General features: G+C 65.9%; 13 protein-coding genes. 8 read left to right on the top strand and 5 right to left on the bottom strand.

Annotated features, from left to right (window positions below):
* Position 1: 1 nt before the first annotated feature.
* From IDT60_RS16370 to IDT60_RS16360, 3 genes are all read right to left on the bottom strand, one after another.
* A complete protein-coding gene (locus IDT60_RS16370; protein ID WP_191079843.1) occupies positions 2-1,111 on the bottom strand; it encodes a GtrA family protein in 1,110 nt (369 codons plus the stop codon).
* Between the two features lie 10 nt (positions 1,112-1,121).
* Positions 1,122-2,114 carry a phosphodiester glycosidase family protein gene (locus IDT60_RS16365; protein WP_164205034.1) on the bottom strand — a complete coding sequence of 331 codons (993 nt, stop codon included), beginning with the start codon at positions 2,112-2,114 and terminating at the stop codon, positions 1,122-1,124.
* Between the two features lie 161 nt (positions 2,115-2,275).
* On the bottom strand, positions 2,276-2,710 hold the full coding sequence (locus tag IDT60_RS16360) for a response regulator transcription factor (protein WP_191079842.1): 435 nt from the start codon (positions 2,708-2,710) through the stop codon (positions 2,276-2,278).
* 60 nt (positions 2,711-2,770) lie between these two features.
* Here IDT60_RS16360 and IDT60_RS16355 point away from each other — a divergent pair, with 60 nt between their 5' ends.
* On the top strand, positions 2,771-3,307 hold the full coding sequence (locus IDT60_RS16355) for a DUF488 family protein (protein WP_191079841.1): 537 nt from the start codon (positions 2,771-2,773) through the stop codon (positions 3,305-3,307).
* An 86-nt stretch (positions 3,308-3,393) separates the two neighbouring features.
* Here IDT60_RS16355 and IDT60_RS16350 read toward each other — a convergent pair whose 3' ends face one another.
* Positions 3,394-4,137: a GAF and ANTAR domain-containing protein gene (locus tag IDT60_RS16350; RefSeq protein ID WP_191081993.1), complete on the bottom strand. Its 744-nt coding sequence runs from the start codon at positions 4,135-4,137 to the stop codon at positions 3,394-3,396.
* Between the two features lie 298 nt (positions 4,138-4,435).
* Between IDT60_RS16350 and IDT60_RS16345 the strand changes: the two genes are divergently transcribed.
* The 3 genes from IDT60_RS16345 to IDT60_RS16335 all read left to right on the top strand — a co-directional run bounded on the left by IDT60_RS16345 (position 4,436) and on the right by IDT60_RS16335 (position 7,914).
* Entirely contained in the window at positions 4,436-5,026 is a 591-nt protein-coding gene (locus IDT60_RS16345) for an adenylate kinase (protein ID WP_164205040.1), read from the top strand.
* Positions 5,023-5,904 carry an NAD(P)-dependent oxidoreductase gene (locus tag IDT60_RS16340; RefSeq protein ID WP_191079840.1) on the top strand — a complete coding sequence of 294 codons (882 nt, stop codon included), beginning with the start codon at positions 5,023-5,025 and terminating at the stop codon, positions 5,902-5,904. The genes IDT60_RS16345 and IDT60_RS16340 overlap by 4 nt, the downstream gene beginning before the upstream one ends.
* Before the next feature lie 162 nt (positions 5,905-6,066).
* Positions 6,067-7,914: a S8 family serine peptidase gene (locus tag IDT60_RS16335; protein ID WP_223883765.1), complete on the top strand. Its 1,848-nt coding sequence runs from the start codon at positions 6,067-6,069 to the stop codon at positions 7,912-7,914.
* Here the strand turns inward: IDT60_RS16335 and IDT60_RS16330 are convergent.
* Positions 7,911-8,726: a FadR/GntR family transcriptional regulator gene (locus tag IDT60_RS16330; protein WP_191079839.1), complete on the bottom strand. Its 816-nt coding sequence runs from the start codon at positions 8,724-8,726 to the stop codon at positions 7,911-7,913. The two genes, IDT60_RS16335 and IDT60_RS16330, sit on opposite strands and share 4 nt — an antisense overlap.
* Before the next feature lie 135 nt (positions 8,727-8,861).
* Between IDT60_RS16330 and IDT60_RS16325 the strand changes: the two genes are divergently transcribed.
* The 4 genes from IDT60_RS16325 to dgoD all read left to right on the top strand — a co-directional run bounded on the left by IDT60_RS16325 (position 8,862) and on the right by dgoD (position 13,275).
* The gene (locus IDT60_RS16325; protein ID WP_191079838.1) at positions 8,862-10,151 is read left to right on the top strand and encodes an ABC transporter substrate-binding protein; all 1,290 of its coding nucleotides are present in this window, start codon (positions 8,862-8,864) and stop codon (positions 10,149-10,151) included.
* 122 nt (positions 10,152-10,273) lie between these two features.
* Positions 10,274-11,224, top strand: a complete 951-nt coding sequence (locus IDT60_RS16320) for a carbohydrate ABC transporter permease (protein ID WP_223883764.1) — start codon at positions 10,274-10,276, stop codon at positions 11,222-11,224.
* Positions 11,221-12,120, top strand: a complete 900-nt coding sequence (locus IDT60_RS16315; protein WP_191079837.1) for a carbohydrate ABC transporter permease — start codon at positions 11,221-11,223, stop codon at positions 12,118-12,120. Before IDT60_RS16320 ends, IDT60_RS16315 begins: the two co-directional genes overlap by 4 nt.
* 6 nt (positions 12,121-12,126) lie before the next feature.
* The gene (dgoD, locus tag IDT60_RS16310) at positions 12,127-13,275 is read left to right on the top strand and encodes a galactonate dehydratase (RefSeq protein ID WP_164205050.1); all 1,149 of its coding nucleotides are present in this window, start codon (positions 12,127-12,129) and stop codon (positions 13,273-13,275) included.
* The last annotated feature ends 4 nt before the right edge of the window (positions 13,276-13,279 follow it).

The following is a 13,279-nucleotide window of genomic DNA, read 5'->3' as shown; positions in this document are numbered from 1 at the left end:
GTCACAGGACGGCCCGTCCGGAAGTGACCTCCACAGAAGTCTGATCGTCGGCAGTCTGCCGTGAAAGATCAACTGGGTTCGCCGAAAAGAGGTACCGCTGCTGCATCGCGTAGCTGACGGTCAGGAGCACGATTTCAGTGAGGACTTTGGCCGGCAGTGCAGCAACAGACAGCGCACCGAGGACAGAAAGCAATCCGTAGTTGGCGGCGAGCAGAACCGCCACCAGGCTGAAGTAGCGCAGCCCGGCGGCGGAGACCGGCCTGTCGCGGCCGTGATTGAACACCAGCCGCCGGTTCACCAGGAAGTTGACGGCAGAACTGACAGCCCGGGCACCCAACACCGCAACCAGCAGCGAGTCGGTGACGAGGGTGAGGAGCAGGAACACCACAGTGTCCATGAGGAAGGCCGAAAAGGAGGACGCCAGGAACTTCAGCAGGGGAGCGTAAATGCGGACCGAGTCCGCCACCGGCCGGAAGTGGGACCCGGAATTGTGGTCAAGGTAGACGGTGGCGATGTCCACGGTACGGATGGCGCAGCCTGCCTGTTTCGCTTCCAGCAGCAGGTTCAGCTCGTATTCGTAGCGTTCGCCGCGGACGGAGCGCAGCCACGGGAGCATGGCCGCCGGGTAGCCGCGCAGGCCTGTCTGGGTGTCGGTAATCCGCTCGCCGGTGGCCAGCCGGAACAGCAGGCGGGTGGCCGCATTGCCGAACCTGCTGCGTGCCGGAACGTTTCCGGTGAAGTTCCGGGTTCCCAGCACCATGGCCGGCGCTCCGCCGCCTGGTCCGCCGCCGGAGGCCACCCCGGCCGCCACACGCAGGATGTCCACGATGGTGTGCTGGCCGTCGCTGTCCGCGCAGACAACGTCCTGGCCGGCGAGATGGTCCGCGATGAACCCGAATCCGGTTTTCAGCGCGAAGCCCTTTCCCCGGTTCCGGGTGTACCCGATGACGTGGCACCCGAGCTTCCTGACGGCGTCGAACACGTCCTTGTACGCGGGCCCGCTGCCGTCATCAACCACCACCACCGCCACAGCCGGCTCGGCGTCGCGGATGGCACGGATCAGGGCGGGAAGCTGGTGGTCCGGCTCGTACGCCGGGATCAGGATGATCATCGCTACCCGCCTATCCCGCGATGTACAGGATGTCTGAGGTGCCGCGTTCCTTGTTCGCGCCCAGCGGGTTGTTCACCAGGGAACCGTTGAAGTACATGGTGGACGAGCCGCCGCCGTCGAGGTTGTACGCCGTGGTGGCTCCGAGGCCCTGCATGATTTCCGCCAGCCCCGTCAGGGTGACGCCGGCGCTGTAGCCGGGGCTGCGGCCGTCCACCACCACAAACACCAGGTGGTTGGCGTCGATAATCCCGACGGCGGTGCGCGGCTGTTCGCCCTGGATCGAGTGGTTGCCGAAATTGGTGTCCACTTCCACGTCCTCGATGCCCTCGGCCACCTCGCCGTTGTCCAGCAGGGACGGTCCGAAGGAGAGTGTGTTCCAGACGCCGTCCGCCACAAGCTGCTCGGCGGTGGTGGCGGTTTCGTCGTAGACCTTGACGGTGCCGTCGCGGTAGAAGGCGAGGCCCTGGCGAGCACCCTCGTCGCGGAACACCACGCCGTTGCGGATCACAATGCCGGTGTCGCGGAACCCGTAGTAGTCGCCGTTGATCGCGAAGACCGCGTTGTTGGCCTCCGCGATTGCCGACGTGGTTTCGGTGATGTTCTCGCCGAAACTGTTCTCGGCGAAGGCGGACTGAAGCGCGGTGGCATCGTCAAGAACGACGTCGGCAACGTAGTAGGTGACGGTGCTGTCACCGCTGCCGGTGGTCACCGTGGAGATATTGATCTCGGAGCTGTCGGAAGAATAGGAAGTGTCGGTGGTGACCGCGGTGGCCGACCCGGCTGCTGTGCCCGCCGTCGTGCCCTGGCCCGAACCGGATTGGCTGGTGCCCAGTTGGCTGGCCTCATATGCGGAGACGTCGGAGATTTCCACGTGCTGGACCACGAAGCGGTCCAGCGCCCAGGCCGTGGCGCCTCCCGCGGACAGCGTGAGGGCAACTGCCCCCGCGACGACGGCGCGCCGTATGCGGCTGCCTTGGCGTTTAGTGTTCTTGAGAGGAGTCATTCCTCAGTTCTAGGCAGCCAAGCTAGCGCAGGGATTTGCCGGAGATGTGCCCAGCCTGTGAAAGCGCGTAAGAGCGGAAAGACGTAGTGGCCGCCGTGATACAGCGCCGCCTTGAGGCCGAGCTTGCGGCTACCGCGCTCGCCGGCTACCGGGTCCGCGGGCTACCGGGACTGGGCGGGAGAGTCCTGGCTGCCGGGTGCTGGCGCGCTTGACGGCGCAGGCGCCGGCGCGGTTGCCGGGCAGAGCCGCAGTGCCAGTTCCCGCAATTCCTTGGGGTGGAACGGTTTGGTCAGGTAAGCGGCAGCCCCGGACGCCATTCCGGCCAGGTAGTCATCCTCTTCGGACCGGGCGGTGAGGAACAGCAGCGGAGCATCGCTGAGGGCGCGGATGGCCCGGGCAACCACATGGCCGTCCATGTCCGGCAGGCCAAGATCCAGGGTGATGAGTGCCACGGAGGGGTCCGCTGCCGCGGCGATGCCCTCGGCGCCGCTCGCAACGGCGCGCACGTCAAAGCCCGCGCGGGTGAGTACCACGGTGATCAGCCCGCGGATATCGTAGTTGTCCTCGATGACGAGGCAGACGCGTTGAGTTTCCATAAAGCCCCCAGAGCCAGCTTGAGACCAGTGTACGGGCTGGGGTGATGGAGAATCGCTACCATGACACATTCCGCAGACCACACGTTACTGACAGTGGGCCACGGAACGGCCGGCCAGGAGCAGTTCGCCGGGATGCTGGCCGCAGCAGGAATCCAATCCCTGGTGGATGTCCGGATCGCCCCCGGCAGCCGGAAGTTCCCGCATTTTGGCAAGGACCTGTTGGGAGAATGGCTGCCTGCGGCCGGGGTGGCCTACCGCTGGGAGAAGCGGCTGGGCGGGTTCCGGAAGCTGCCGCAGGATTCGCCGGATGTGGCATTGCGCAATGACTCCTTCAGGGCCTACGCAGCGTACATGCGGACCCCGGAGTTTTCGCTGGCCCTCAGCGAACTGCTGGCACAGGCTGGAGAACAGTCCACCGCCATTATGTGCAGCGAGACCGTGTGGTGGCGGTGCCATCGGCGGCTGATCTCCGATCATGCCGTCCTGCTCGATGGGGTTAGCGTCCTGCACCTGATGCCCGGCGGAAAACTGGCACCACACCGGCTAACGTCCGGTGTGCGCGTCAGCGGGACAGAGCTTGTCTATGACCAGGTGTAGCTGGCGTCGAATTCAGCGGAAAACCGGGCGGCCCCCCGACGTCGGCGACGCGCCCTGACGCCGGGCTGCTCCGGTCCGCCCCGGCGCTACCCGTCGTAGTGGGTCTCGGCGGGACCTTGGCCGAGGGCGTTCACCACGGCGGCAGCGACGTTCCGAAGCTTGGAATTGCGGGTACTTGAGGCGGCCTTGAGGAGCTCGAAGGCCTCCTGCTGGCTGCAGCGGTTCTGGGCCATGATGATCCCCACAGCCATGTCGATGACGGTACGGGTTTTGAGGGTGGCACGCAGGTGGGCAGCGGTTTCGCTGTAATGCGCGAACCGCACCGCCAGCCGCAGGGCGAGGGATGTCTGCCGGACAAAATCCTCGGCGGTTTCCAGGATGCGGCCCTCAAACCGGCCGCTCCGGTGTGAATACAACAGCAGGGTCGCTTTGGTTTCGCCTTCCAGCTGGAAGGGGATGGCCAGGACCGAGAGGATGCCGTGACCCAGCACCGCTTCGGTGTACTCAGGCCAGCGGCCCTCTTCCCGCAGATCGGGAACGTGGACGGTCAGCTGGTCCACGGAGGCTGCCATGCCCGGGCTGTCAATGGACTGGCATTCAATCTGGCTGATGGATTGGGCAGCTGCGCCGCTGCTGGCGACGGTTGCCGCCTTGCGCTGCCGCAGCAGGGTGATGCTGCAGAGAACCTCGTCTCCGGACCCGGAGAGGTTGCGCGCGGAGACGCGCGCGAGTTCGTCAAGGAACTCCTCAACGTCGGAGCTGTTGAGGAGTTCTTCGTGCAGGTGATCAGTGATTGATGTAGCTGTATTTGCTGTTGACTCGCTGGCCACGGTTCTTAGTGCCATTCGCTCAGGTCAAAACGACCCGGCAATGCCCCGCACAATCTGCCCGTGAGGCATGAGGGTGGCGGCGATCGCTGGATCGACGAACTGTCCAACGGCCTGCTGCTAAACCGGTAACCAGAAGTATATACAGGCCTGAGTATTTCAAATGCCACATTTCGCGCCGTGGCACGGCGGGCTGCCTCTGGCGTTGCGTTGCCACTTGTGGGCAGAATGTAGCTCACGTTGGCCGCTGCGGGCGGTGGACCCGAAACCAGCCGGCGACGGCGCCGCGGAGGGACAGGACATGACCAGACTGCTCATCATCGGGCCGCCCGGATCCGGCAAGGGCACGCAGGCGGAACACATCGCCAGGCACTTCGGCGTCCCCACCGTCTCCACGGGCGAAATCTTCCGGACCAACGTCAGCGAGGAAACACCGCTGGGGCTGGAAGCCGCAAGGTATCTCGACGACGGTGCTTTTGTGCCGGATCACCTCACCAATGCGCTGGTCAAGGATCGGCTCCTCGACGCCGATGTCCAGCCGGGCTTTCTGCTGGACGGGTACCCCCGGACCGCGCCCCAGGTCATGGAACTGGACAACATGCTGGCTTCGCAGGGCCACCGCCTCGACGCCGTGGTGGAACTCCGCGCCCAGGATTCCGAACTGGAACAGCGGATGCTCCGGCGCGCCAAGGAGCAGGGCCGTAAGGACGACACCCTGGAGGTCTTCCGGCGCAGGCTGGACCTTTACCACCGGGAAACCCATGAGGTGGTGGCGGTCTATGCCGGCCGGGGCATGGTGGTCTCCGTGGACGGCAGCGGTGACCCGGGGGAGATCACCAAGCGTGCGATCGCCGCCGTCGAAAAGTTCCTGGCAGCCGGAGTGACCCCATGAGGATTGCGGTCACCGGCGGGAGCGGAAAACTCGGGCGCCATGTGGTCCGCAGGCTCACCGATGACGGCCATCAGGTCCTCACCCTGGATAAAGTAGCCTCTTCCGGGGAGCGGAGCCACCTCATGACCCGGGTGGACCTGCGGGACTACGGGCAGGTCATGGATGCCCTGCTTGGCCTCGATGACAGGCTCAGGGACTTCGACGCCGTGGTCCACCTCGGTGCCATTCCCGCACCCGGGATGGCACCCGAGGCCGCCACGTTCGAAAACAACATGCTCTCCACCTACAACGTTTTCCAGGCCGTGCGGCGGGCCGGCATCAAAAAGGTGGTGTACGCCTCCAGCGAGACGGTGCTGGGACTCCCGTTCGACGCCGACCCTCCCTACATCCCGGTGGACGAGGAATACGCGGCCCGGCCCGAAAGCACGTACTCGCTGGTCAAGCACCTCGAGGAGCAGATGGCCATCCAGTTCACCCGCTGGGACCCGGAGCTGAGCATCACCGGCCTGCGGTTCTCCAACGTGATGGACCCGGACGATTACGAACGGTTCCCGCAGTTCGACGCAGACGCCCGGGCGCGAAAATTCAACCTGTGGGGCTACATCGACGGACGCGACGGGGCGCAGGCCGTAGCACGCGCCCTCGAACACGGCCGGCCGGGCTTCGAGGCGTTCATCATTGCGAACGCCGATACCGTGATGTCCCGTTCCAGTGCCGGCCTCGCGGCGGAGGTGTTCCCCAACGTCAAGGTAACGAAGGAACTCGGCGAGCACGAGACCATGCTGTCCATCGACAAAGCCCGGCGCCTGCTGGGATTCGAGCCCGAACACACCTGGCGTTCCTACCACTCGAACCGCACCACGCCCACGGAGGACTGAAGCGGCGCAGCCCCGGTAAACCCACGGTTTTCCGCAGCCGGCCAAGGGTTGGCGCAGGATCTGCTGAGTTCCCGCCATGGCCCGGCGTGGGCTCCTACCCTGATGTGGGGGCAGGGACCTTCCGCCCCTCATCAGCCCGCACCGCCACGCTAGGAACTCCCCATGCGCACCCTCCGTTTTGTGCTGCCCGCCGCCTCGACGCTGATCATCGCCGCGGTCCTTGCGGTTCCCGCGCTGCCGGCAGCCGCGGCGGACAGGAAAGGAGACACCAACGAGGCGGCCGCCCGCTATCTGGTCCGCTACGCCCCCGGCACCGATGTCCCCGCGGCGGTGGGCCGGCTCACGTCCCAGGGCATCGCCGTCGGACGCTCCTTTTCGCACGCAGTCCGCGGCGCCGCGGTGACCGCAACAGCGGCGCAGGCGGCGGCGCTGTCCCGGGCGGCGGATGTCGCCTCCGTGGAAGTGGACGCGCCCGTCGCGGTTTCCGAATCGCAGCAGCCCGCACCGTGGGGGCTGGACCGCTCGGACCAGCGGGCCCTGCCGCTGTCCGGTTCCTATAGCTGGACGGCAGCAGGCGCGGGGGTCAGTGCGTACGTGGTGGACACCGGCGTGCTGGCCTCCCATGCCCAGTTTTCCGGCCGCATCACCGCGGGGTGGAGTGCCGTGGCGGACGGCAGGGGCTCGGGGGACTGCAACGGCCACGGCACGCATGTGGCAGGAACAGTGGCCGGGTCCACGTACGGCGTGGCCAAGGGCGCAACGATCGTTCCCGTGCGCGTCCTCGACTGCACCGGCTCCGGCTACAACTCGGACGTGGTGGCCGGCCTGGACTGGATCGTGGCCCACCACGCCGCCGGGACCCCGGCCGTGGCCAACCTGAGTGTGGGCGGACCGGCCAGCCCGGCGGTGGATGCCGCTCTCCAGGCGGTAATCAACGACGGCGTCACTGCCCTGGTTGCCGCCGGCAACTCCGCCGCAGAGGCCTGCGGCAGTTCGCCCGCACGGCTTCCCGCAGCGGTCACCGTGGCAGCGAGCGATTCCGCCGACCGCCAGGCGTCCTTCTCCAACTTCGGCTCCTGCGTGGACCTCTACGCACCCGGCGTAGGGATCGTGTCCGCGGCGTACACCTCCACCACGGCCACCGCATCCATGTCCGGCACCTCGATGGCCACGCCGCATGTTGCCGGCGCCGCGGCGGTCCTGCTCTCCCAAAGCCCCGGACTCACCCCCGCGCAGGTGGCCTCGGCGCTGGCATCGAACGCCACCGCCGGGGTCATCAGCGGTGCCGCGGCCGGCACGCCCAACAGGCTCCTGTATTCGGCCGCGGCGCCCGTTGCACCCGCACCCGCTCCCGCTCCCGCACCGGCTCCCGCTCCCACGGTGACTGCCAAAACGCCGGCAGCAGGCGCAACGTCAGTACCGCAGGGCAGTAACGTGACCGCCACCTTCAGCGCCCCGGTCCAGGGCGTCGGCGCCGGGACGTTTGTGCTCCGGAACGCCGCCGGAACCGCCATCCCCGCAACAGTCAGCTACAACGCCACCACCAGGACGGCCACCCTCAACCCGGCTGCGAGCCTGGCCGCCGACGGGAAATTCACGGCAACGCTGACCGGTGGTGCCACCGCCATCCGCGACGCTGCGGGCACACCGCTCGCCACCACGGGCTGGACGTTCACCACCGGCCCGGCGCCGGTAGTCACCGGCTACACGCCCGGCAGCAACGCCATCCTGGTCCGCCGCAACAACAACATCACGGTCACCTTCAACGAGGCTGTCCTGGGCGTGGGCACCTCCACTTTCGTAGTAAAAAACGCCGGCACCGGCGCAGTGGTTCCGGCCGCCGTGGTCCGCAACGGCACCACCAACCAGTGGGTCCTGGACCCGCAGCAGGCCCTGTCCGCCAAAACGAAATACACCGTCACCGTTACCGGCGGGGCCGCGGCCATCCGGGACCTCGCCGGCAATCACCTGGCCGGCAGCACGTGGCAGTTCACCACGGGATCGTTCTAACCGGTCGGCCGGGTAAGGGAGTCCGACGGCGGCCGGTGGGGGGCGTCGTCGGATTCTCCCCGCTGCCTGGGCGCCTTTGCCGCCGTGTCAGGGTGATGCTCTGACCAGATGTGGCCTACCTCTTCGGCGAACTGCTGGACGATCCGGCTCATCGCCGCATGCGCCGCGGCAGCCTCGCCGCGCTGAATGGCGCTGGCCACGTCAACGTGCAGCTGCAGGGCCTCATGATCCGGAAGGTGCGGCATCAGGCCGTGCTCGGCCCTGCCGGTGAGGACCTCGGCCACAAGATTGAGAAGCTGGGCAAACATGGCGTTGCCTGATGCTTTGAGCACCGCGGCGTGGAACGCGACGTCCAGGCGCAGGAATTCGTCCTGGTCTCCCCGCTGGCCGGCGGCCCACAGCCGCGCCGCAAGGTGGACCAGGTCGCTGCCCGCATCCCAGGAGGCGCGTTCGGCGGCGAGCCGGGCTGCCTGCGGCTCGATGGCACCGCGGAGCTCGTTCAGGGCCTGCAGCTGCTCCAGCCGCCGGGATGAGGCGAGCCGCCAGCGGATGACCTCCGGGTCATACAGATTCCAGGCCGCTTCGGGCTGCACCACCGTGCCGAAGCGCCGGCGCGATGCCAGCATGCCCTTTGAGGAAAGCACGCGGGCGGCCTCGCGGACTACCGAGCGGGAGACGTTGTGCTGCGTCTCAAGCTCGTCCAGGCGCACCACCGAATTCGGTGCCAGGGAACCCTCGGCGATGGCGAGTCCCAGGCTCTGGACCAACGAGGCATGCCGGTCGATCGGGGACTCCGCCTGTGGGGTTTTCATGAATAAATCATACGGTGTAGCAAAAAGGGTTGTTTAAGTCTGCCTTATTTACCTATGATCTTCCCCAGAGCAGATGTAAAGATGCATTTGTGACCGGCTGCACACCGACGTCAGCCAGAAAACAAGGGAGTCGTCATGAAGCGACGTTCAGTAATGAAGTACGCGGCAGTCGCTGCGGCACTTTCCATGGGCCTGACTGCCTGCGGCGGCAGCGGCAGCAGCGACGCCAAGGAATCGGGCACGGTCAGGGTGACGCTGGCCAACCACGTCTGGACCGAGGGCATTAAGGCAGCAATCCCCGAGTTCGAGAGCTCCACCGGGCTGAAGGTGGAACTGACCCAGCTCGGCGAGGACCAGCTCTCCGACCAGTACAACGTCAAGCTCAACGCCGGCAGCGACGAGATCGACGTGATGATGTACCGCCCGCTCCAGGAGGGCAAGGCATTCGCGAAGAACGGCTACCTCGCGGACCTGACCGAAAAGGTTTCATCGGATTCGGGCTGGGACTGGAAGGACTTCCAGGAGGGCCCCGTCAAGGCCACCACGGCTGACGGCAAGGTGGTTGGCGTCCCGATCATCACCGAGCGCGAAGTCCTCTATTACCGCAAGGACCTGCTGCAGGCCGCCGGCCTCGAGGTGCCCAAGACCATGGAAGAGCTTGAAGCAGCAGCCAAGGCCATCAAGGAATCCAACCCGGGCACCGCAGGCTTTGTGGCCCGCACCGGCAAGTCCGCCGCTGTTACCCAGTTCTCGAGCTTCCTCTTCAGCTTCGGCGGCGACTTCATGGATGCCAGCGGAAAGTCCACGGTCAATTCGGCCGAAGCGAAAGAGGCCTACGCCTACTATGGCGGCCTGATCAAGAACTACGGCCCTGCCAACGTCAGCACGGACATGAGCTGGCCCGAGGCGATGGCCATCTTCACGCAGGGCCAGGCCGCCTTCTACACAGAGGCGGACTCGCTCTACAAGAACGCCACCGACCCGGCCAAGTCCAAGGTTGCCGATAAGGTCGGCTTCGCCGCACTGCCGGCCGGCCCTGCCGGTTCCAAGCCGTACAACATCCCCTCCTGGGGCCTGGCCGTGAACGAGGCTTCGGGCAACCAGGACAACGCCTGGAAGTTCATTCAGTGGGCAACGGGCAAGGAACGCACGCTGGCTGCACAGAAGGCCGGCGTCCCCGGACCCCGTGCCTCCGTCTGGTCCAACCCCGAGGGCACGTCCACGTACCCGAAGGACCTGGCCGAAGCCATTGCCGCCAGCGCCAAGAACGGTGTGGGACACGACCGTCCCGAGGTGGTCACCGTCGGTAAGGCCCGCGAGATCGTGGGCGAGCCGATCGTTGCAAGCATCACCGGGGCCGACGCTGCCGCAGCTGCGGAGACGGCACACGAAGCCTTCCAGAAGTTCCTGGACAGCGAAAAGTAGTACCGCACCCGGGGCGCCGGTCCGGCCAATTGTCCCCGGCGCCCCCTTTGCCCGGGCGGGATGGCAGTGCTGCTGCCGTCCCGCCCCGGCCACTCTTCACCCTCCAACTTTTTAGGTGAACCATGTCTGTAACGACCTCTCCCCGCAGCGCAGCGCGGAATGCCGGGCGTGCCCCGAACGGCCGCGAAAAATTCTCTGACTGGACCAATACGCACCGGAAGTGGCTCTTCGCAGCCCCGGCGATGGCTTTCGTAGCCGTCCTCATCGCCTTCCCTCTGGCCTGGACGCTGTACCTGAGCCTCACCGATTCCCAGGGTTCAGTCCGTGCCGCCACCGAGTTCATTGGCCTGGAAAACTACATGACGGTCCTGTCCGACGTGGAACGCTTCTGGCCCGCGGTGGGCCGCACCCTCACCTTTACCGGCATTGCCCTGGTCTGCGAAGTGGTCCTGGGCATGGGCATCGCCCTGCTGCTGTGGCGGCCGTTCCGCGGCGAAAAATGGGTCCGCGTGGCCATCCTGCTGCCGCTCGTCGCCACCCCGGTTGCTGTGGGCATGATGTTCAGGCTGATCTTCGATCCCAATATCGGGTTCGTCAACCAGCTCCTGGGCATGGTGGGCATCCCCGCCCAGCCCTGGCTGTCCGGCCAGGACACGGCGTTGGGCACCACCATCTTTATGGACGTCTGGCAGTGGACCCCCATGGTGGTCCTGATCCTGCTGGCCGGCCTGACCTCCCTGTCCGAGGAACCGGACGAGGCGGCACGCGTGGACGGGGCCAACTCCTTCCAGCGCTTCTTCTACATCACGCTGCCCCTGATGATGCCCACCGTCATCGTGGCCATCCTGCTCCGGGGGATCGACGCCCTGAAAACCTTCGACATCCTGTACGCCACCAAAGGCAAGGGCGGCGGGTCCTTCCATGAAGTGGAAACCCTGAACGTCTACGCCTACGGGCTGAGCTTCGACTACAACCAGTACGGGCTGTCCTCCGCGGTGCTGATCCTGTTCTTTATGATCATCATCGGTTCCATGTGGCTGCTGACCATGCGCAAGAAAGCGGTAAGCAAATGACCGTCGTCAACGAAAACGCCGAAAACACAGGGAACCCGACGTCGGCCAGGCCTTCCCAGCCGGTCCGCCGCCGCCGTAAGCCCCTTGCCACCCGCGCCTACAAGGTCTTCCGGGTGGTCGCCCTGATCGCCGTGGTGCTGTTCCTTCTCGCGCCGCTGGCCTGGATGCTGATGGCGTCCTTCAAAACCAACGTGGACATCTACGACTCCGCCAAATCCATCATCTTCACCCCCACGGGCGAGAACTACGCGAACGTCCTGCAGCGCAACAACTACTTCGTCTTCATCTTCAACAGCTTCTGGGTGGCGTTCGTCTCCACGGTGCTCTCGCTGGTGCTGGGGGTCCCCGCCGCATACGCCATGAGCCGGTTCACCATGCACCGATCAGCCCTGGTGGTGCTGATGGCCCGTGTCATCCCGGGCGTCTCGCTGCTGGTGCCCTGGTACTACGTCTTCTCCAACCTGCGGATGGTGGGCGGCTTCGAGGTGCTGATCCTCAGCCACATGTTCGTGGCGCTGCCGCTGATTGTGTACATCATGATGAGCTACTTCGATTCCCTTCCGCTGGAACTGGAGGAATCGGCGCAGGTGGACGGACTAACCCCGATCGGCGCGTTCCGCCGCATCACGCTGCCGCTGTCCGTGGCCGGCATGGCCACCGCCGGCATCCTGTCCTTCATCTTCTCGTGGAACAACTTCATGTTCGCCCTGGTGCTGTCCGGGTCCAAGACCAAGACGCTCCCCGTGGCCATCTTCGACTTCGTCTCCTACGCCAGCATCGACTGGGGCGGCCTGATGGCGGCCGCCACCGTGGTGACCGTTCCCATCATGATCATTGCGCTCTTTACGCAGAAGTACATCGTCTCCGGCATGACCGCCGGCGCTACCAAAGGCTAGGCCGGCATGACACGCATCAGCAGGATCGAAACCTTCCTCGTCGCCCCGCGGTGGCTTTTTGTCCGGATCGAAACCGAGAGCGGCATCGTCGGCTGGGGCGAGGCAACCTGCGAAGGGCGCAGCGAAACCGTGCGCACCGCCGTTGAACAGCTCTCGGAGCTGCTCATCGGCAACGATGCCCTCCGCATCGAGGACCACTGGCAGGTCATGACCAAGGGCTCCTTCTACCGGGGTGGACCCATCCTCGCCAGCGCCGTATCCGGGCTGGACCAGGCATTATGGGATATTGCGGGCAAGCACTTCAACACCCCCGTGCACCAGCTCCTGGGCGGCCACGTCCGGGACCGCATCCGGATGTACGGCTGGGTGGGCGGGGACGAACCCAACGAGGTGGCGGACCAGATCAGCGCCCAGCTCGACGTAGGCCTGACCGCCGTGAAAATGAACGCCAGCGGCCGGATGAGCCCGGTGGCCTCGGTGGCAGAGATCGACGGCGTCATCCGCCGGGTTGCCGCGGCGCGCGAAGTCCTGGGAGACCACGGCGACGTCGCGGTGGACTTCCATGGCCGCTTCAGCCTGGCCAACGCCCGTCGCGTGGCGCCGTTGCTGGAACCGTACCGGCCGTTCTTCCTCGAGGAGCCCGTGGTCCCGGAAAACACGCACTTGCTGCGCGAATTCACCTCATCCACCACCACTCCGGTCTCCACGGGTGAGCGGCTCTACAGCCGGCAGGAATTCCTGCCGGCACTGCAGGCCGGAATCGCCGTGGCGCAGCCGGACCTCTCGCACGCCGGCGGCATCACCGAGGTCCGCAAGATCGCCTCCCTGGCCGAGATCTACGACGTCCAACTGGCCCCGCACTGCCCGCTTGGACCCCTTGCCCTCGCCGCGTGCCTGCAGGTGGGCTTCGCGACGCCCAACTTCCTGATCCAGGAGCAGAGCATCGGCATCCACTACAACCAGGGCGCCGAAGTCCTGGATTACGTGGTGGACAAGAGTCCGCTGAAGTTCGTCAACGGCCATATTGAACGTCTGACCGGCCCCGGCCTCGGCATCGAAATCGATGAAGCGGTTGTCCGGGCGGCGGACAAACGCGGCCACGCCTGGCGCGGACCGGTCTGGCGCCACCCGGACGGAGCCTTCGCAGAATGGTGAACAA

The sequence above is a fragment of the Pseudarthrobacter sp. BIM B-2242 genome (assembly GCF_014764445.1).
Taxonomy (GTDB): Bacteria; Actinomycetota; Actinomycetes; order Actinomycetales; family Micrococcaceae; genus Arthrobacter; species Arthrobacter luteus_A.
This window is presented reverse-complemented; position numbering and strand designations above follow the sequence as displayed.